Source organism: Gimesia chilikensis (assembly GCF_007744075.1).
GTDB classification, from domain to species: Bacteria; Planctomycetota; Planctomycetia; order Planctomycetales; family Planctomycetaceae; genus Gimesia; species Gimesia chilikensis_A.
In genome coordinates, this window is the sequence record NZ_CP036266.1 from 65,442 (window position 1) to 84,125 (window position 18,684).

The following is an 18,684-nucleotide window of genomic DNA, read 5'->3' on the forward strand; positions in this document are numbered from 1 at the left end:
TTTGGAATCAAATGGAAATGATGTCAGATTTGTCAATCACTCAAATGTAAGTGTACCTCATTGAGAGTTCAGGTTTGAGGCCAGTGATTTTCGAATGCCTGTTGTAGAACAGTGTCCTGACAGCACAGGGGGCACCATTCAGGGGGAGGATTGAGCTGTTCAATCTCGGCCCAGACTCCCTCTTTACAGCGTTCCCACTCCTCATAACTCCAGTCTAAACTTGAGATATAACTGGGAGATTCCCAGCGGGAAAAGACATCAATCCGCCTCTCGCGCACTTTTTTGCCCATACTCCAGCCGGATCTCATGAACTGACAAAAACTCCGCACGAGTGCTTCCATGAATGCTTCGCGCAGCTTTCCTTCTCGTTCAGCATCAAGGTAATAAACTTCGATGAAATGTCGCAGACAAATCGAATTCGCACCCTCTTCTCCTGCCGCTTTATGAATCATACCATACATTTTCCCGAAAGACATTTCCTGATGAGAAATCACATAGTCAAAGGCATGATCGTATCCCATCTGTTGAATGATATTTCGAAACCGGTCCTGCCAGCCTGGGCACCATGGTCCTGATAATGTCATGAAACCTCACAGAAGGAAATGATTAAGCAAAGAATGAATGTTGGCCATGATACTCGCCTGCAAGAATTAATGCCTGTTTTTAATGGACTTTCGTTTGTGTTTCCCAACTGAATACATCCCCTTCCGGCAGAGGTTGTACGCCCGAAAGCCGAAGCATATAAAGTACCTGGGCGCGGTGATGCATGCTGTGGGTGATGATGTGAGCCAGGGCGGTGCCGAACGGTTTTTCCTTGGGTGGGTCATTCAGGATGTCGATCCAGACCTCATCCCAGCCGTTTTCTGCTTTGACTTTACTGGCGATTTTCTGGAGCCTGGCTTCAGCAACGATGAGGCGACGCAGCATGCCTGAAACCGATTGAGTTGTTTGCCGTTCGATGGGTTCTCCTGCCATCAGTAACGACCAGATTTCCATATTGCTGATGATATGGTGCAAGGTGGCTCTCAAAGAGCGATGCCCAATGTCAAATTCCTGATCGAGCTGTTCGTCCGAAAGCGTTGCGCATATTTCCAGTAACTGACGAGTGGTCCAGGAATCGTGTCCCAGTAAGCGATCGAGCAGGTCCATGTTGTGGCGTATCCGGTGAAAGGAATATCATTTTCAGATCGGTTCGTCAAACGCTTTCGCGATCGAACCGGCCAGTTGTTCGAGGGAATAGAATTTCGTGGCGACGTCGCGGATGTGCGAGACGGTGGCGGATTTGATGAACATCATCTTTGCCAGGTGGCGCGAGTCGTTCTGGGTGCTCTCCACGCGATGCTGGCGGCGTTTGACATACAGCGCGAGGGCATGTTCCAGGAACTGCGTATTGGTGCGGGAGAGTTCATCGGCCAGAACTGCTGCAGACTCCATTGCCATTGAAGCTCCAATACCGGCGGTGGGGAGGAAGCCAGCTGCCGCATCACCCAGCAGCACCACGCGGCCGCGGGTCCACTCTTTGGCTCGCACGTCGGAGAGTTTCCAGAAGAAGAGATCTGAATTGTCATCGGGAAGCGACTCCAGGCAGGTCTCGACCAGTTCTCCCATCCCGGCGAACCGGTCTCGAATTCTCTGATTGCGACCCGGCCCCGGCTGACTGAAGTCGTCGGTCACCGGCGCGCCGGCATAAATGCCCGCGCCTTGAGTTGTGGGGTAGATCCCGAAGAAGCGGCCCGCGCCCCAGTGTTCGATGAAGGTTTCCTGCGGCACTTGATCCAGGCCGACCCACCAGACCCAGCCACCCCAGTTAGTGTGGTAATAAGGTTGATCGCCGAAGATCATCTGTCGCACCTTCGAATGAATGCCGTCGGCTCCGACGACGAGATCGAATGTTTCGGTTCGGCCATCGCTGAATGCAACGGTTGCCGTCTCGCCGTCGTCGTAAAGCGTATCCAGAGTGGTATTGAAACGGAGATCGAGATCGTCGATAGCCGAATGCAGGAGCTTGATCAACTGGGGACGCGTGCAACTCAGGTTGGGACCGAAGCGATCCGAGATCGGTGCCATCGACCAGTGCTTGACGAGTTCGCCATGATTATCGCGGACTTCGTAATGTCTGCATTCGAGAGTCTCGGCGGCGAACTGTTCATAGAGACCCAGGCCATGCAGCACCCGATAACCGAGGGGCCAGAGTCCCAGCATGTAGCCGGCGTGTTCAAAATCAGGGGCACGTTCGATGAGTGTGGGATGATATCCACGCTGTTTGAGCAGCGCCGCCAGCGTCATCCCTCCGATACCGGCTCCGACGATAAGTATTCGCATGGATTAACTGCTCCGAATGAGAGAGGAATCGGCCGGTGATTGAAACCGACCTATTTAGCCCGCTTCAAAATCATTTCATATGAGTACGAGTCATTGTAGCCTGAAGCGCGTCTGGCTGTCACAACTTCCCAGCCTTGTTCACCCAGGTCATCGAGTTCCTCAATGATGACGGAGTCTTTAGGGGAAACAATCTTATATTCCCACTGGACTGATGCAGGCATGTTGAGCCGGATACTCAGCAATTGAATGACAAGTATAGCAGCCACCAGTCCAATCAGCACGAATGTAAGTGAATTTGACCTGGAGGCAGACGCTGGTGCCTGGGGGACAGGCGTCTCCTCTTTCACAAAATCCTGAGGAGGCGGAGCGGCACTCGACTCCTTCACCACGGGTTGGGGAGACTGCCGAGGAGGGGCAGGTGGTTTGGCCTGGACCGTTCCCATCGTCTGACAGCTAAGGCAGCGAGCTTTTTTACCAATATATTCTTCGGGTGTTTCTTCGGTATGTCCGCATTCGGAACAGATAAAAATAGCCATCAGGATTCCTCTTTGATCTAAAACTCTTATGTGGTTATGAGTTTCAGTTTAGTTATATGTGCACAAGTGATCAAGCACTTTGGTCTGCTGATGTGGATATCCATTCCAATGACATTCATTTCCCTCCTGCCTCTTTTCTCCACGAATTAAGGGCTTCCCAAAATCAACAAGCTGAGTAGAAATAGTACGTTAAGATCTTATCTCTCCTCAGAAAGTCCACAGTATGCAAACATACCGCCACGAATTTCCGTCCGTTGAAGACTACCTGCACCACCGGGCCCCTTATTTGATGGTCGATGACATCCAGTCGATTTCGGACAGTGAGATTGTCACCTCCCGGCGAGTCACGGGTGAGGAGTATTTTCTGCAGGGGCACTTTCCGGGGGCACCCGTGGTGCCGGGAGCGATGATGCAGGAAATGACCACGCAATCCGCGGGTATCCTCATCGCGGCACGCTATAATCCGATGCCGGAATATAACACTCACGATCCGCACTTTAATGAGTATGCCCTGGGTGTGCTGGTCAAGGTGGAACAGGCCCGCTTTAAAGGCTTCGCCCGCCCCGGTGATCAGCTGGAAATCCGGGTGAATCTGAACGAGCGGTTGAGTGGGATCTTCGATTTCCGCGCGACAATCGCTGTCGGGGACAAGATCATCATGCGGAACCGCTTTCAGCTGACGAACATCGAATCCAGTGTGTTGACCGGTCCGGTCGGGGTGTAGCAGGCTGAGCAGAGTCTCTCAACGACAGGCAGCCAGCAGGCGCTGGGCGGTGGAATAAAACCAGAGACCGGCATCGTTGCGGAGCATGTGGGCTACTTCGCTCATGCCACGGAACTTTTCCTTGCCGATCTGGGTGCCGTTCAGCCGCTTTAACTCTGCTGCCAGGTAGGGTAGCGGAAACCAGTGTGACTGGTAGAAAGTTAACAGCTGTCGTCGCCACCAGGAGAGGTAGAATTCCTGGGTGACCACGTCTGCGACCAGGTAACTGATGATGAACGTAACGCCGTTAAAGAGCAGCAGACAACCTGCGATCAGCAGAATAGCGGAGATCGAGTCCGATTTATTCAGCGCGAAGAGCAGGCCGACGATAATCGAGACCAGGAAGATCAGCACGAAAGCCAGTGTGGGGATCTTCACCGCTTTGCGATACTCGGCGCCTTCCGTTTCGGCAAACAGTTGACCGGCCAGACGGTGAGTCTGTTCCGGTAAGGTCGCCGGATCATCGGGGGACCATTCGGTGTCGATGCGTTCGGAGACATCCGCGGCGATGGTCTCCCAGAGGTAGATCACGTTTTCACAACCCCGGCTGGGCACATTGAATTCTTTCAGCAGTTCATCCCTTTGTGAGACCAGCGTCTGCTGACATTCCAGAAACCGGCGGTCTGCAACCTGTTCGCTCTGGGTGCAGTAGTCGATGATGGTTTGATCGATGAGCTTTCTGATCGGTCCACCTTTTAAAAACTCCTCGCGCTGTTCCCGGTAGCTGCGAATCAGAAACAGGAATTCGTATTCGAGTTCGAGCCAGTACGACATCCGTTCGTGGTATTCGTCGATCTGGGCGAGAATCATGCGAATCCAGTCGGGGTCCGCTTTCCAGAGACCCGCTTTGAGCAGATGCACGTAGAAGACCAGCATATGATCGACTTCGTGATCGAGCAGGTTCGCTTCACAGGCCTCCAGAACCTGGCGAAACTGATTAAAGGGAACTTCCCTGAGCAGACGGTCCCAGGCGTTTTCCGTGAGATAGTAGAAACGGTCGTTACGAATGACCCGCGCCGTCTCGACCAGCAGCTTGCCCAAACCCTTAACGGTCTGGTCGGTCAGAAAATACTGGTGCAGCAGTTCAAACAGGGCCGGCTCTTCCGGATGGGCTTTCAGCCCTTTCAGCAGCCAGAAAGGAAACGACAGCTCCTCGTCAGTAATCAGATCCGAGATCAATGCGAGTGCATAATAATCGTAGGGGGTTTTGTGCGGCAGGGACTTGAGTTCCTCGTAGATGTCCGGCAGCGGTTCCTGCTGGACGCGTTCGTAGAGCTCGGGGAATTCAAGCAGCGGTGTGGACTCTGATTCCGACTCATCGTGATCGATGTCCGAGGGAGGCAGGATGGTCTGTTCGTCGGGAGGCTCCTGAGTCTGGTTGCCGGGAGCGGGCGGGGCTGACCAGTCAAACTGCGCCTGGGGTGGTAAACTGCCCGGATTCCGTGTTTCTCCATAGCGGAGTGCATCGTTCAACCTTTCGAAAGCGGCCCGGATCCGCTGGAATTCTTCGGGGCATTTCTCCGGCTTAAAGCGTTTGATCAGCGCGTTGTAGCTGCGTTTCAGGTCGCGCACATCGTAATCGCCGGACAGGGAAAAAAACTGTTCGGGGTCATCCGGTAACAGGTCCCACCGTGGTTCGTCAGATTCGCTCATGCCAGTCTCCGGAATCAGCCAGTGAGAGTTTCAGGAAGATAGAACAGCGCAAGCAGCAGGACCAGACCGATGGAGGCGATGATCAGGGCATACAGGACATTGACCGTGCGATTGATTGAAGACCGTTCCCTGCCCGAAACGGCGACCTGGTTCAACCAGTATTTTTCCAGTTCATAGAGTTCGGGGAATTGTTTTTGAACGACTTCCGCAATGCGCTGGTACTCGCGTGGTGTATTCAGATCAAGATCGGCCAGCTCTATGCTGGTGGACTCCCCATTACGAGTGCGGAGTCGTTCCGCCTCTTCCGGAGATGCGACCACCAGCTGAGTGAACTGATCGAAAAAATTTTCAAAGCAGGCATGGTGTTGTTGCAGACGTGCGAATTCGCCTTTGAGCCGGGCAACCTGTTGCAGGCGACTGACGGAAAAACCCAGTTCGGGAAATTCGTGGACATCCAGTTTCTCGAGCTCCGCCAGCAGTGATTGTGCATTGACCTGCCAGAAATTCCTGCGGATGGTCTCTAACTTTTTTCTTGCTCGCTGTTTGCGATCCAGAAAATTCAGATCCACATCAGCGAGGAATGGGTGCTCCGCCGAATGGGAATGCAGAAAGTGGTGCCGCCGTGCCAGAATTTCTTCGGTACAACCCAGGGGATTCATCTGCAACAGACGGCTGAGATAGTCCTGTTCGCTCTCGCGCGCTGTTGTCATGATTCGCGTTCCCGGCCTTCCTCTTCATCGTAGTGGAACCCCAGGGCTGCCAGGGAGGTTAACAGATTCTGACGTACGGAGTCGAAATATTCGCGATCGCCCGAAGACATCGCATGCTCGAACTGATCGATCATGGATTCCAGATCTTCTCGCTGGTAAGGGCTGACTTCGCCGATGACCCGCTCCGCAAAGGAGAGCAGATGCTGATTGCGCACATCGTCCCGCGGGTAAAATTTGAGCGCCTGCAACTTCTTCACGGCCGACTTGATCTCTTTACTGGAGGAGAGCCGGGCGTGTTGAGTGAGTATGAGCGTTGATTTCTTACCGGTTTCCGGGACGTAGGCTTCGACCTCCAGAATGCCGTTTAAGTCATACGTGAACCGTAGATGCACGGGTTTGCCGGCTGGTCCGGGGGGAATCCCTTTGACCTCCAGTTTGCCCAGGAAGAGATTGTCTTCGACTTTGCGCGATTCCCCCTGGTAGACGCCGACAGCAACCTGCCGCTGATTGGGTGAGACGGTAAATACTACTTCTTCGCGGGAGACCGGAATGGTGGTATTTCGATGAATCACGGGCAGGAAATAGCCGTCCACCTTTCGCTGGCCAAATTCCTTGATGACCTCCGTTCCCAGCGTGAAGGGACAGATGTCGGTCATCACCATGTCGTCGACGGCCTGGTCATCCTGGATCAACGCTGCCTGCACTGCAGCGCCGAGTGCCACAACTTCGTCCGGGTTATAAGAACAGAGAGGCTCGGTGTCGAAGAAGGAGCGCACAAACGAGCGGACCACTTCCATCCGGGTGGCACCGCCGACCAGGATCACGTCTGTGAATTCTTGAGGCGGAATCCGCGAATCCCGAACGGCCCGGGCGATGGGCCGCGAGAGCCGTTTGATTAATGGTTCGCTCAGTTTCTGGAACTGTTCCTGTGAAATCGTAATGACCGGAGACTGCTCGGTAATTTCGCCCTGCACATCAGGGAAACGAATTCTGGCTTCCGAAGCTGTCGCAAAGGCATGTTTAGCAGCCTCGCATTCCTGCTTGAGTCGTGCGACGAGCAGGGGGGCTTTCATTTCAGCCACCTCCAGTTGCATTTTCTGTGTGCTGAGTGTCCAGGCCAGAATGCGATCGGTAAAGTCTTCGCCACCCAGCATGCTCTCGCCTGCAGTGGAGATGATTTCCAGAGTTCCTTCGAAGACTTCCATCGCGGTGACATCGAACGTGCCGCCGCCGAGGTCGATGACAATCAGTCGCTTGTCGGCTCCTCGATCGTGAAAACCATAGGTGAGTGCTGCTGCCGTCGGTTCATTGATGATACGTCTGACATTCAGACCGGCCAGCTCTCCGGCCAGCTTGGTGGCATTCCGCTGATGATCGTTGAAATAAGCGGGAACCGTAATGATGGCATCCTCCACCGGGGTTCCCAGATAGGCTTCTGCATCCTGCTTGAGTGACTGCAGAACCAGGCTCGACATCTCCGGCGCGGTGAAGGTATGCGTGCCGATTTTCACGCTCTGCTCGGTCCCCATGAGTCGTTTGAAAACCCACGCACAGCGTTCGGGTTGCGTGACCCGCATCTCCTTGGCGGCAGCGCCCACGAGCACGCGATTGTCCTCCGAAACACTGATGACAGAAGGCGTCAGAAACGAGTTAAGGGCGTTAGGGATGAGCCTGGGCTGACCATCTTCAAAGACGGCACACAGGGAGTTGGAGGTTCCCAGGTCGATACCAATCATATGTGTCATGGCAAAAGAATCTATCTCGATAGCGTGTTGGAATCTACACGCGGATGTTGGAAACAGGATCACTGATTAACAGATTGTAATCTTCCGTTCAGGCTCTTTCCATACTCAATTCGGGCAACTTAAGAGACGGGTTCAATCTTCTGTAATGAGTTGGGTTAAATAGATTGAATGGACTGACACAGTTCGAATGGTCGAGGTTCTACAGGCCTGGCGACAATCACGATTTATTCCAGCGTGAGCGTGCCCAGGTCAACGGGGTCTTTGTTGCCCGACTGGTCCACGGGAGGGACGGTGAAGATGTGATTGATAAGATGACCAGGAAAGCCGGCTTTCTTCTGTTCGTAGCAGTGAGCACTTAAGGCGTAATTACCGGGCGGTACATCATCAATGCGGAAGGAACCGTCGGTAGCAATGCTGGCTTTGAAGTGGGGAGTTTCAGACAGCAGTTTTTCCTGATCTGCCGTGTATTGCTTATAAATCGCTTTCTCATCTGCATAGCGATTCGAAGCCTTCCAGTTTTTATACCAGGTCTGGTAATTCTGCGGATGCTTTTGCATTTCTTCGACAGCCAGCATCCCGGGAGGGGGATCGAGAAAACGATGTCCGTTAATCAGGGTGAATTGCCAGAGTACTTTCCCCTTGTGATTTGCGGGGGGAGCCAGTTTCCCGATCACAGGACGGCCCGTGCCACCCAGGTTCTGTGCGACTGTTTTACCTGCTTTGAAATCCAGCGGCAGCAGAATCGACGAGATCGGATCGGAAACGCCATCATTTACCATGAAACTGATCTCACGACCAAGATAGCCTCTACCTGGCCAGACGCGCTCAAATAGAAACTTGCCATCGGAGCCGGTACTGGTGCGATGTTGAATGGTGATACTGGGGCCATCATCTCCATAGGGGAAATAATTGTAGCTCTGGATCTCCAAAGGTACTTTCGGTGCCGGTGTCTTACCGATCTGGAACTGACCTTCGACCCGTGCCCAGGGAGTCAGTTTAAGTGGATCAGGGAGTGGACCGGAGTCTGATTTATAATGCGCGAAACCGGTCGGATGTGTGATGATTAACTGGAATGGCCCATTTGGGGCGGGTGTGTGAAAGCGTCCTTGAGCATCAGTGCGGACAAATGTGGCATAAGTGGAGTTCTCGCGAATGTCCCCGTTTTGAATGCGGATAAAACTGTCTTTCACTCCCACGGCGACTTTGGATTCTTTAGCGGGTTGGTGATCCGGAGTCAAAACCGTTGCTGCAATATCTTGTGCGGGCTCAAGTTCGAAGTCCACCTTGACGGTGCCTTCATCGTTTTTCAGCTGACGCGAAACGGCCACTCGATAACCGAGAGCCGCCAACTTGATAAAATGAGCCGGTTCATCTCGGGTGATTCGCACCTGGTAGCTGCCGCCCTGTGCTTCGAAAGCATCAGTTGTATTCCAGATCACACGGGATTGAGGGTGTGAGTCACGAAAGCCGGTGGTTACTTGAAACTTTTTGATCGGCTCTTTCGTTTGGGAATCGATGACACGTCCTGAAGCAACCAGCGCTTGAGGAGGAGTAAATACATATTCCTTCTCACGAGCTATCAACGTCTGTCGGCTGAGGGACATTCCACCTGGTCGGTAGATGTCGGCCTGGAATTCATCGACGGGTGCCTCATCCCATTCCCAGACGCCGTTTTTATCCGTGTATTGATGGACGTAGCTAAATTCAAAAAAGACACCGAGCCACGAGCCGCGCCACTGCTGGAAGAAGATACGTGCCCTGGGAATTCCCTTCCCCTGTTCATCAACCACGCGGACCCGGATTTTTCGACCTGGTACCAGTTTAAAATCAACCGGATCCATGTCGGGTTTTACCCGAACTTCCTGCACTTCCGGCGCACGACCTTTGGCTGAGACGACGACCCTGGTCAGACGCGGCTCACAACCGGTGAGTACATAGATTCCATGTTCGTCCGTGGTGGCTTTTCGAATGTCATTCATAAATTTCGTTCTGACGAGGGCGCCGGAAATGGGGGCACCTTTTTCGTCGGTCACACTACCTGTGATATCAAGGCCCCGCTGTAATTCGACTTTCGCAGAGGGCCCCCTGTTTTTCCTGACTTCGAATTGATCACGCGAGATGCGCTCTCTCCAGGGACTGAACTCCGGGTGATTGACGGAGAGAAAGACCTCTGATTCTGATTGAGGTACATAATGAAATTGCCAACGCCCTTTGGCATCGGTGGTGATCCTTGTGCCAACATATAATTCACTTGTATCACCGGGCCGTTTTTTATATTTCACACCGGGAGAAACCTGGGCACCTGCAATCGGCTTACCGGCTTCGTCTACCACAACGCCTCCCACCGACCAGCCTGCGTCGAGTTTTGCGGTAAACTTCCCAGGTATAGACTCAGGATGATTACTGGTACTCCAGCCGGCCCAGTAGGGGCCGAAGTCTGTTTTTTTAATACTGAGGTTGAATCGCTTCATCCTCTGCGGAATTTTGAAGAACAGTTCCCCCTGTTCGTTCGTTTGCGCGAAAGGACCGTAGGTCGCTTCGCGCAGAAATTTGCCGCGGACGATCTGCTCTGCTGTGGGCGAAGGATCGCTGCGAATTTCGACCGTCGCATGCGGCACTGGTTTACCGGTGGAGTCGACAACCGTCAGTTGAAACAGCCGTTCTGTGTCCTTGACTGCTCTTGTGTCCGTTTCCGGTTTCGTGTCTTGTGATTCAGTAACGGTCTTTTCAGGGGGTTGTTCCTGCTCTGCTGTTTGCGCCGTGGTGGAAGTCAGAAACAGAAACACCGGCAGGGACAGCATCAAGAACAAAAGGGTACAGAAGCCCACTCGCGAGACGGGCAGCGGTTCATGGAGCGGTTCTCCAAACAGGCGCGCCACGCGACGGCGGATTTCGGAAGGCGATTTGCCGGCAGCAGAGAGCGAGGTCAGCTGCGGTTCGGAAAGGCGGCTGCGATACGCCAGTTCCGCAACCCGGAGCAGGGCTGTGGAGTAGACGACGCGGGCTGTCTCGAGTGAACGGTGATCCTCGGCTTCAATCCGGCAGGTCATATCGTCACAACAGTATTCTCGCAGGAGACTGATTCGCTGGCTGAGATACCAGAGTGCGGGATTGAAAAAGAGGATGACCTCCGCCATGCGCTGCAGGAGATTGATCCAGAGATCATATCGTCTGATGTGAGCCAGTTCGTGGGTCAGAATCAGTTCCAGTTCACCGGCTGAGAGACTGCTGATGACGGACACAGGTAAAAGGATCGTCGGGCGGAGCAGGCCTGTCACCTGTGGAACGACGATCTGTTCGGCACAGGTCAGCGCGGGGCGGACCTTCAGGTTCCATTGTTCCGTCAGACGGGTGAGAAATTCCACGCAGGGACCTGTCGAGACTGGTGTGGCTGCGGCACGCACACGGGCGATGCGTAAATGGCCAGCCAGCAGTCGCAGCAGCATCAGCACAACGCCTGCCAGGTAGAATGCAACGAGCCAGGGAGTCAGTACTCTCCAGTCAAACGGAGTCGGTGTGATGAGGAGTCGACCTGTTGCCAGGGATGAAGTTGTGCGCTGATTCGGGGAATCGGCTGTCTCTGTGAATGAAGCCCGGGGCGGTACAGGCAGCGGCTCTGCTGGTAATTCCAGTTCCGGGCTGGCGGCAGGTAACCCGGAGGGCACAGACCCGGAGACTGCCGGGGTGCCTGACTGGCTGAGTTCAGCCTGATTGGTGTCCGTCACTCGCAGCCATTGAAAGTTGATCGGCAGCGAAAGGCAGGCCAGCACCAGTGCCGAAACATAAAGTGTATAACGCTGTTCCACGGCCAGCGATTTCCAGAGCCGGTCAATGCACCAGACCAGCAGGGCCACCAGGGTGATCTGCCAGAGGGAGTGCAACAGTGTCAGGCAGAGGCGGCTGCTTAATGTCGGATCGATCAGAGGGTGCCAGCTCATTCTTTCAGCTCCTTTGCCTTGCGCGTGATCAGCTTGCGGAGTTCGGCCAGTTCGTCGGAATCGAGCTCAGCCGTTTCGAGGAGATTCAGCACCAGGTCGCTGGAAGAACCGTCAAACACGCGGGTCAACAGATCTCCCATGATGCTGCCTGTGACGGTCTGCTTTTCCTGGGCCGGAGAGAACTGAAACGATTTACCGGCCTTCTCGCGTTTTACATAACCCTTGCGGTACATGATGTTTAAAATCGTGATCACAGAGCTGTGCGTCAAAGGGCGGCCGGCACTGGTTTCAAGTTGATCCCTGACTTCCCGCACCGTCAGCGGCGAAGTAGACCAGAGGATCTTGAGAATTTCCAACTCCAGATCGGTCGGATGTTCGGAGACGGGACGTGCCATCATTCTGCTCCCCGCAGGCAGGTCGAGTAGACCTGGTGAGTGATTCAGGAATTAATTTTAATTCGTTAAAAGATGGTAACTGCGGCAGAGCAGCCCGTCAAGAAGTGTTTTTAATTTATTAAAAGTTGTGTGCTGGCTGGAGCACAGGGAGTAACAGACTCATGCGCAGGGGATATGTCAGAGTTGCAGTTGCCTGGTCAGATCCCTGGCTGGCAAAAGCATACAGCTGAAATGCTTAACTACCGTTCTGGTCGGCGTTGCCCTCCAGATAATCTTTCACGTAAAGTTCCTGGACGATGACTTTGACTGCTGCCAGGAAGGGAGAGGCGATGATGGCTCCCAGAAAACCGAACAGGACGCCCATAATGGCCTGGAACGAGATCAACAGTGCAGGGGGGAGCGAGACCTGCTGCTTTTGAATCAAAGGGGTGATCACGTAACTCTCCAGCAGCTGTAGTCCGATATAGGCGGGGATCACGAGTGCTGCCGTAGTGGTGCCTTGTGGGAGCGCCACGAGGATTGCCAGAATAAAGGAGATCGCGGCACCAATATTGGGGATGAACGTCAACAGTCCAGTGAGGAACCCCAGCGTACCCGCCATGGGAACGCCGATCAGCAGCAGGACCAGCCAGGCACCCAGGCCGGTCACCAGCATCGAACCGAAGCGGCCGATCAGCCAGTGCCAGAGCGTGTCTCCCAGCTGGTTCATGAGTTGCCGGATCCGCTCGCGACGCTCTGGAGCAAACAGAATGACTACGCCGTCTCGATAGGTCGCAGGTGCTGTCGCCAGAAAGAGACCGACAAACAGAATCAACACCGAATTGACTACGAGTCCAAATGTCGTACGGAACATCTGGCCGACAAAGGAAGCCGCCTGTTTTGCAGGCTGCGCCAGTGAATTCAGATCGGTCTGCTGTGATTTTTCGGATTTCTTTTGGGGGGAGTCATCTGTCTGCTCAGGAGATTTCGAGTCTTCAGATGGACTGGAATCGTGTTTCTTCTTTTGTGAATCGGATGCAGGTAACAGTGACTGAGATAAATACGGGGTCGACTGAATCACGGATTTGACCGTCGTGTACTCTTCAGCCCATTTCTGAATTTTCTCTGTACCGCGTTCGATCTGTTGACTGGCCTCCTGCACCTGATGCTCGATCTGTACGAAGAATAAGGCAGTGGTTCCTGCGGAAAGCAGAACCAGGGTCGTCACGAGTAATGCCAGACTTCCCTGGTAAGGGATCGGTAAGACCCGGCTCAGACTATTACTGGCAAAGGTCAGAAAGACAGCGAACAGGACTGCCAGGAATAACGTTAAGATGATTTCCCAGGTGATGACCAGCGCAGCGGCTAAGACGACGACCACCACCAGAGTGGTGATCGTCCTGCTCAGCATCACTGCAGTTGATGAAGAAGCTTCGGGTTCTGTCATGGAACAGTCTATCAGGTACCACTGAAGGCTGGATTATCAACGACTACCCATTCATCGCCTGAATTCCAGGGGCCGCTGGAATCTTCACCCAGATCACCGGATTCTGTCGAGTCGTTGAAGTACTTGTCAACCCACTGGGAATCGGGTTCCAGTTCGCCGATTTCCAGCGGTTGCTTATCCATACTTTCCAGTGCCTGACCGAAGGCCTTAAGGTGAGTGATTTCCCGGGTCATCAGGAACCGCAGGGCATCCTTGGAACCTGGATCGTCAGTATGATCGATGAGGCGTTCATAGACGATCTTGGCCCGGGCTTCCGCCGCCATGTTGGAACGCAGATCAACCTCGAGCTGACCGGTCACGGCAATATAGTCGGAAGTCCAGGATGAGCCCTGCGAGTTACTCAGCGACACACCACCGCCACCGACCACTGCAATTAGTGGGTCGTCCAGAGCGGCATCTCCCGCTTTTCGTAACGGTTTCAGGTGCAAGCGGGCCAGCGCACCGATAACCTCCAGGTGGCTCAATTCTTCAGTACCGATATCCATCAACAGGTCTTTGCGGGCCGGGTCTTCGCAGTTCATACCCTGAATCGAGTATTGCATGGCTGCGGCCAGTTCGCCATTCGCACCGCCGAACTGTTCGAGCAGCATTTTCCCAAAGCGGGGGTCGGGATCTCCCACATCAACTTTATACATCAGTTTTTTAACATGATGATACATGCCTGGTCCTTTCGTAAATCGTGTCGATAACAGACTGATTACGGGGACAGCTTTGCAACCTACAGACTTGGGCGGGCCATCGCCGTCTGTCCCTCGAGTTCGAGATAATTCTAAGCAGAGATTCGCAAACTGCATGCCAAAGTGTACTGGAACCAGAGATTGTGACTCTGCCTCGACTTTCATTCATTCAGGTACAGTGACGATTAAAGAATCTTTGCAGTTGTCATCTGAAAGCGGTGCCTGACCGCGCAGCATGAACGCTGGGGAGTCAGTTTGATCTCGGAAAACAGACAACTCAGGGCTCTTCAGGAGTCTCTTTCAACTCTCGCGCCGAATCTACTGCATCGCTGGCGTCTTCCTGATCACCGCCATCCAGGTGCGGGCCTTCCTGGGTGACTGCGGCTTCAGGTTCGTGGCTTAATTCCACCAGCAGGGGAAAATGATCGGATCCGATGGAAGGTAGCGTACCGAGTTTCACAATGCGAAAATCATCCGAATGAAACAGATAGTCCAATGGGTAACGCCAGATTGAAGAGGTGGCGTCATATGTCGGATAGAGTCCGCGTCCTTTACGGGGATCGAGTAGACCGCTGACTTCCTGAAACAGGTTTGTCGTGCGTGACCAGCCGACATCATTCAAATCACCCAGCACGATAGCACTGGGGCTATCGCGTACTTCGCGTCCAACCAGCACGAGTTCGGCATCACGTTTGGTTGTATCTTCACCCGGACGGGGTGGATTAGGATGTACGGCAAACAGGCGTACGAACTGTCCTGAGGGAAGTTTGACGCGGGCATCGATCGAGGGGATCTCCTGCTTGATCATGGACCGGATGCGGGCACTCTCCAGGGGAAGCCGGGAATACACGGCGATACCGTAGGTATTTTCGAGTGGATGCGTTAATCGCCAGCCATAGGATTTTTCAAGGGGTTTCAGGTCGCGAATCCAGCGCGCGTTGACTTCACACAGCACGACGATATGCGGTTGTTCCTGCTCGATCAGAGACAGCACCGCTTCAGCGTTCTGGTTTTCCTGATAGACATTCGCCGTCATAATCCGCAGGCGGGTTTGCGGATCAGCAGACTCTGCCCACTCCACTTCATGGGGGGCGAAAGGCAGGTAGGGAAAGATCCAGAATAATTGAATGCTGCAGCTGATTGTCAGTAGGAAAACCCCTGTTTTTGCAGCAGTTTTATGCCAGAAGGGGAAGAGTACCAGCATGACGACGACATAAGCAAACAGCAGTTGTACGCGGGGAAAATCGCCGATGCGGACCCACCACCAGTCAACGGGAAGCAAGGGAAGCAACGCGGTCAACACCGCGACGCCGGCCAACAGGATGACGCACCGGTAAACCCACTTGCGAACGGGCGATTCCGTCGAGCTGCCAGAATGCTCTTCAGTTATTGTTTCGGTTGGGACCAATTTTTGATCTCCCTGTTGCTGGAAGACAATCATGCGTACTCGGGTTTACGATGCAGCGGCTGCGCGTTCCCGGGTATTCACATTGACGTTATCACTATGGTATAGCAATTCTGCCCCGACGACGTTCTCAAAAAACTCCGCTTCCAGTTTGACATCGGGATCTTCGGAATGCAGCACGGAAATGTCTCCCGTTGTTTCAAAGACGACAGCCAGAACATGTTCATAGTTCAGGGCGTTGGCTGCGCGGAGTTTCCCATACACGTCCGTCCGGGTGACGTTTGCTTTGCGAAGATTTTCTTCCACCATGGACCCGCCATGCATTAAGAGTAACGGTTGATTATCGATGAGTCGGCTGAACCAGTGAAATTTCTTTCTCGAGATTGCCAGCAGCCATTGCCCGACAAACAGCGTTGCCATTGCCGTCAGACTGATTACCAATGTGGGGTTCGCTGATGAGATCGTGGACGCAAAGATGGAACCGACGGCCAGAGTCATCGCAAAATCACCTGCCGACATTTTTGAGAAGCTTCTCAAGCCGGTAAAACGGGTATAGGCGATGATCACAGTATAAGTAATGAAACACGACAGCAGGACCATGGGAATTTCAGTCCACTGTGAAGTAACCCATTTTTCGAACATGGTTCTCGCTTTTCTGAGCTGAAACAGGGTGGAAATACAAAACGGATCTGTGACTCAGACTAAGCAGATTACGTGCCAAACTGATTTGGCTGCCATTCAGCGGTCAGTTGGATTCACTGTTCATAGACATAGGAAATCCGTTCGTTCTTGGTCTTTCCTTTGACGGTCCAGTCCAGATGCAGTGATTCGTTTTCGAGGTGCAGTGTGGCCGTATAGAGGTCTTCGCTGCAGACATGCGGCTCGATGGAATCCCAGCGATCGGCTGCGGTCTGTTGCAGATCAAACAGATACACCGGATTCGCATTTCCAAAACGCAAGTGCTCCAGCCGCAACTGTTTCTGTTCCGGATAGGCACACCAGCGATAGACATTTGTAAAACGCAGCGACTTTCCTTCCGGCGGTGACCAGTTTCCGGCTTCGTGAAAGAGCAGCGTCTGGTCATCGATTGATTCAACTAATACCGTGCCAACCCCCGTACCATTCCAGCCGCTACCGGAACCAAAGGATTGAGCCGTGAACGTCAACGAGTTAATTGATGACAGACGACTCCAGAGTTCTGACAGGTTGAGGTCGGCAGGCATTGGGAATAAAATCCTCAGCTGGATCAAGGGATGGTGGCGGTTATGAATCGATCAGGAAGTCGGGTATTCCTTTGAGATCATTGCAGAGAGCGTTGGACTCCGTCTCATCCAGATCTGTCAGCATGGTTTTGGCTCGGATGAACACCCGGCGGAGGACCTCGCACTGCTCGGTGTGCAGCCGCCAGTACGACTCAGGGACAGAGAGTACCGCGTTCAGCAGATCACCGGCGTAAAAGTGTCCCTCAGACAGCGGATCTTGATCAAGAGTTTCCAGTGCCAGTGGAACGAGGAAAAACAGACTGATCTTCTGGCCGATCATCATTCGCAGATTTTCGGTGGTGAAGTCTTGCAGGGGGACGCGTCGTAACCACATGCAGGTTTTGATCAGGCTGGAATCGGAGACCTCCGGTTCTCCCCAGTCTTCGCCTTCAAGTTCCTGCAGGCTTTTGCGACGGTCGAAGTTTATGTTCATCATTTCCTGCATTTACGAATAAAATTCGGCAGAAGCCAGCTTGCCGAATTCCAAAATCTACCCACGTTCAGTCAGTTTATCCCCGGCAACGGCAGTGAAAACGAACATCTTCTGTAAAACTGTGAGGTCCCCAGCCTTCATTAACGTAGCTGCTGCAGGTGAAGTGTTCAAACACCGTTTCAGAGAAATGGACCGATTTCTGATGACAACAAAGCCCCCAGTCCGCATTCCAGGGAGCAAAGAAAGCACAGCCACCACACTGAAATCCATTCTCATAGAGCTGGAGGCTTTCCGGATTAGCGGGCCAGTTTTCAGCATACTGTTGCGCAGATTTCTCGTTAGAGAATTCATTGATCACAAGCTTGTTTCGATTCATGGTATTCTCGCTGGCGGTTTTTGATGGAGCCTCTCTCTGAACTTGGAAGCTGTCGCTTTAAGCTCAGAGGAGACACAATCTGGAACTACGGGTTCGATTCTGCTGACCGGAAACCGCTCAGGGCTGCTGCCACCTGTGTAGCATTTCCCACAAATCCCAGGCCCGTCAGAACCTGCGCCAGCTGTTCTTTGAATCGGTTCAGTTCCTCCTCGGCAGCTGTGATGGCATTTCGTAGATCAGCGGGATCGACCATCCAGCGCGCCTCCGGATCATCAGACTCGTGCAGGTCACTCAGAACCAGCCAGGGCTGCTGAAATTTCACGGACAACCAGGGATGTCCGATCCACAGCATCTCCCAGGAGAGGCCTGTGTATCCGGCTGCGGTCTGCCAGCTTTCGAGATTACTGAGATCACTGCAGCAGGTGGGCAGGACGAGGATCCCATGCCGGTAAGCACTTAAAGCGAGACCTCCGCTCAAGATTGGTCGGGAATCAGCATCGTGCAGTTCCGCCAGCCCTCCGCAGTCTTCCAGGAAGACAGGCAGGGCTCGTGCCAGTTGTTCCGCGGTGATCTCAGAAGTGGCAACATAACAGGACCCGCGTTCAATGGGATTGAGTCCTTTGACGCCGGAGTCTGCCAGACAGCTCTTCCAGTATGGTTCCCATTCTGTGCACGCAGCTCCGCCATCGGGCATCTTACGGTCTTGCCTGGAAAAGTCCGTCGGAAAGAATTCAATGACCGGTGTCAGCTTGATTCCGTTTAATTCGATCAGGTTTGTCAAGTGCGATTCCTCTGTCATTCCGCAGCAACTCCCCACGGCCCTTCATCTCTAAAATGACAGACGCTCCCGCTGATCTGAACCGGATTGCATCGGACTCCTATTGTCGTCAGACTTTCTACTAACTGCTGCACGACTTGCCGAAGCTGCATTTCATTCTGGGCAACAATTCGCCATTGGCAGGTGTCTGGGTGCTCCTCATCAC

Annotated in this window: 17 protein-coding genes and 1 pseudogene; 1 reads left to right on the forward strand and 17 read right to left on the reverse strand. The window is 53.4% G+C overall.

Annotation, left to right across the window (positions count from 1 at the left end; genetic code table 11):
• Nucleotides 1-68 precede the first annotated feature (68 nt).
• The 4 genes from HG66A1_RS00295 to HG66A1_RS00310 all read right to left on the reverse strand — a co-directional run bounded on the left by HG66A1_RS00295 (nt 69) and on the right by HG66A1_RS00310 (nt 2,858).
• Nucleotides 69-584, reverse strand: a complete 516-nt coding sequence (locus HG66A1_RS00295; RefSeq protein ID WP_145035403.1) for a hypothetical protein — start codon at nt 582-584, stop codon at nt 69-71.
• Nucleotides 585-663: 79 nt separating this feature from the next.
• Complete coding sequence (locus HG66A1_RS00300) at nt 664-1,149, reverse strand: DinB family protein (protein WP_145179708.1); 486 nt, start codon at nt 1,147-1,149, stop codon at nt 664-666.
• A gap of 33 nt (nt 1,150-1,182) precedes the next feature.
• Nucleotides 1,183-2,322 carry an FAD-dependent oxidoreductase gene (locus HG66A1_RS00305; protein ID WP_145179710.1) on the reverse strand — a complete coding sequence of 380 codons (1,140 nt, stop codon included), beginning with the start codon at nt 2,320-2,322 and terminating at the stop codon, nt 1,183-1,185.
• A gap of 50 nt (nt 2,323-2,372) precedes the next feature.
• Nucleotides 2,373-2,858 (reverse strand): DUF4177 domain-containing protein, encoded by a 486-nt coding sequence (locus HG66A1_RS00310; protein ID WP_145179712.1) that lies wholly within the window; start codon nt 2,856-2,858, stop codon nt 2,373-2,375.
• Nucleotides 2,859-3,081: 223 nt separating this feature from the next.
• Here HG66A1_RS00310 and HG66A1_RS00315 point away from each other — a divergent pair, with 223 nt between their 5' ends.
• Nucleotides 3,082-3,582 (forward strand): 3-hydroxyacyl-ACP dehydratase FabZ family protein, encoded by a 501-nt coding sequence (locus tag HG66A1_RS00315; protein ID WP_145179714.1) that lies wholly within the window; start codon nt 3,082-3,084, stop codon nt 3,580-3,582.
• 18 nt (nt 3,583-3,600) lie between these two features.
• On the opposite strand, the gene HG66A1_RS00320 is transcribed toward HG66A1_RS00315, so the two are convergent.
• From HG66A1_RS00320 to HG66A1_RS00380, 13 genes and pseudogenes are all read right to left on the reverse strand, one after another.
• Nucleotides 3,601-5,274, reverse strand: coding sequence for a hypothetical protein (locus HG66A1_RS00320; protein WP_145179716.1), 1,674 nt, complete (start codon nt 5,272-5,274; stop codon nt 3,601-3,603).
• A 14-nt stretch (nt 5,275-5,288) separates the two neighbouring features.
• Nucleotides 5,289-5,984 carry a hypothetical protein gene (locus tag HG66A1_RS00325; protein WP_145179718.1) on the reverse strand — a complete coding sequence of 232 codons (696 nt, stop codon included), beginning with the start codon at nt 5,982-5,984 and terminating at the stop codon, nt 5,289-5,291.
• A complete protein-coding gene (locus HG66A1_RS00330) occupies nt 5,981-7,729 on the reverse strand; it encodes an Hsp70 family protein (protein ID WP_145179720.1) in 1,749 nt (582 codons plus the stop codon). Before HG66A1_RS00330 ends, HG66A1_RS00325 begins: the two co-directional genes overlap by 4 nt.
• Before the next feature lie 224 nt (nt 7,730-7,953).
• Complete coding sequence (locus HG66A1_RS00335) at nt 7,954-11,667, reverse strand: carboxypeptidase regulatory-like domain-containing protein (RefSeq protein ID WP_145179722.1); 3,714 nt, start codon at nt 11,665-11,667, stop codon at nt 7,954-7,956.
• Nucleotides 11,664-12,065 carry a BlaI/MecI/CopY family transcriptional regulator gene (locus tag HG66A1_RS00340; protein WP_232106723.1) on the reverse strand — a complete coding sequence of 134 codons (402 nt, stop codon included), beginning with the start codon at nt 12,063-12,065 and terminating at the stop codon, nt 11,664-11,666. Before HG66A1_RS00340 ends, HG66A1_RS00335 begins: the two co-directional genes overlap by 4 nt.
• A gap of 232 nt (nt 12,066-12,297) precedes the next feature.
• The gene (locus HG66A1_RS00345; RefSeq protein ID WP_145179724.1) at nt 12,298-13,488 is read right to left on the reverse strand and encodes an AI-2E family transporter; all 1,191 of its coding nucleotides are present in this window, start codon (nt 13,486-13,488) and stop codon (nt 12,298-12,300) included.
• 17 nt (nt 13,489-13,505) lie between these two features.
• A pseudogene (locus HG66A1_RS00350) lies at nt 13,506-14,207 on the reverse strand (manganese catalase family protein); the annotation flags it as partial.
• Between the two features lie 295 nt (nt 14,208-14,502).
• Nucleotides 14,503-15,633, reverse strand: coding sequence for an endonuclease/exonuclease/phosphatase family protein (locus HG66A1_RS00355; RefSeq protein WP_232106724.1), 1,131 nt, complete (start codon nt 15,631-15,633; stop codon nt 14,503-14,505).
• 45 nt (nt 15,634-15,678) lie between these two features.
• Nucleotides 15,679-16,272 (reverse strand): DUF421 domain-containing protein, encoded by a 594-nt coding sequence (locus tag HG66A1_RS00360; RefSeq protein ID WP_145179730.1) that lies wholly within the window; start codon nt 16,270-16,272, stop codon nt 15,679-15,681.
• Between the two features lie 113 nt (nt 16,273-16,385).
• Nucleotides 16,386-16,853, reverse strand: a complete 468-nt coding sequence (locus HG66A1_RS00365) for a DUF6314 family protein (RefSeq protein ID WP_145179732.1) — start codon at nt 16,851-16,853, stop codon at nt 16,386-16,388.
• 40 nt (nt 16,854-16,893) lie between these two features.
• Nucleotides 16,894-17,328 (reverse strand): contact-dependent growth inhibition system immunity protein, encoded by a 435-nt coding sequence (locus HG66A1_RS00370; RefSeq protein ID WP_145179734.1) that lies wholly within the window; start codon nt 17,326-17,328, stop codon nt 16,894-16,896.
• A 73-nt stretch (nt 17,329-17,401) separates the two neighbouring features.
• Nucleotides 17,402-17,701 carry a hypothetical protein gene (locus HG66A1_RS00375; protein WP_145179736.1) on the reverse strand — a complete coding sequence of 100 codons (300 nt, stop codon included), beginning with the start codon at nt 17,699-17,701 and terminating at the stop codon, nt 17,402-17,404.
• An 85-nt stretch (nt 17,702-17,786) separates the two neighbouring features.
• Nucleotides 17,787-18,500, reverse strand: a complete 714-nt coding sequence (locus HG66A1_RS00380) for a hypothetical protein (RefSeq protein ID WP_197996916.1) — start codon at nt 18,498-18,500, stop codon at nt 17,787-17,789.
• Nucleotides 18,501-18,684: the final 184 nt, after the last annotated feature.

What these genes read in the sequence shown, in the direction of transcription:
- HG66A1_RS00295 (WP_145035403.1), bottom strand. Translation starts at nt 584, where the DNA reads ATGACATTATCAGGACCATGGTGCCCAGGCTGGCAGGACCGGTTTCGA.
- HG66A1_RS00300 (WP_145179708.1), bottom strand. Translation starts at nt 1,149, where the DNA reads ATGGACCTGCTCGATCGCTTACTGGGACACGATTCCTGGACCACTCGT.
- HG66A1_RS00305 (WP_145179710.1), bottom strand. Translation starts at nt 2,322, where the DNA reads ATGCGAATACTTATCGTCGGAGCCGGTATCGGAGGGATGACGCTGGCG.
- HG66A1_RS00310 (WP_145179712.1), bottom strand. Translation starts at nt 2,858, where the DNA reads ATGGCTATTTTTATCTGTTCCGAATGCGGACATACCGAAGAAACACCC.
- HG66A1_RS00315 (WP_145179714.1), top strand. Translation starts at nt 3,082, where the DNA reads ATGCAAACATACCGCCACGAATTTCCGTCCGTTGAAGACTACCTGCAC.
- HG66A1_RS00320 (WP_145179716.1), bottom strand. Translation starts at nt 5,274, where the DNA reads ATGAGCGAATCTGACGAACCACGGTGGGACCTGTTACCGGATGACCCC.
- HG66A1_RS00325 (WP_145179718.1), bottom strand. Translation starts at nt 5,984, where the DNA reads ATGACAACAGCGCGCGAGAGCGAACAGGACTATCTCAGCCGTCTGTTG.
- HG66A1_RS00330 (WP_145179720.1), bottom strand. Translation starts at nt 7,729, where the DNA reads ATGACACATATGATTGGTATCGACCTGGGAACCTCCAACTCCCTGTGT.
- HG66A1_RS00335 (WP_145179722.1), bottom strand. Translation starts at nt 11,667, where the DNA reads ATGAGCTGGCACCCTCTGATCGATCCGACATTAAGCAGCCGCCTCTGC.
- HG66A1_RS00340 (WP_232106723.1), bottom strand. Translation starts at nt 12,065, where the DNA reads ATGATGGCACGTCCCGTCTCCGAACATCCGACCGATCTGGAGTTGGAA.
- HG66A1_RS00345 (WP_145179724.1), bottom strand. Translation starts at nt 13,488, where the DNA reads ATGACAGAACCCGAAGCTTCTTCATCAACTGCAGTGATGCTGAGCAGG.
- HG66A1_RS00360 (WP_145179730.1), bottom strand. Translation starts at nt 16,272, where the DNA reads ATGTTCGAAAAATGGGTTACTTCACAGTGGACTGAAATTCCCATGGTC.
- HG66A1_RS00365 (WP_145179732.1), bottom strand. Translation starts at nt 16,853, where the DNA reads ATGCCTGCCGACCTCAACCTGTCAGAACTCTGGAGTCGTCTGTCATCA.
- HG66A1_RS00370 (WP_145179734.1), bottom strand. Translation starts at nt 17,328, where the DNA reads ATGATGAACATAAACTTCGACCGTCGCAAAAGCCTGCAGGAACTTGAA.
- HG66A1_RS00375 (WP_145179736.1), bottom strand. Translation starts at nt 17,701, where the DNA reads ATGAATCGAAACAAGCTTGTGATCAATGAATTCTCTAACGAGAAATCT.
- HG66A1_RS00380 (WP_197996916.1), bottom strand. Translation starts at nt 18,500, where the DNA reads ATGACAGAGGAATCGCACTTGACAAACCTGATCGAATTAAACGGAATC.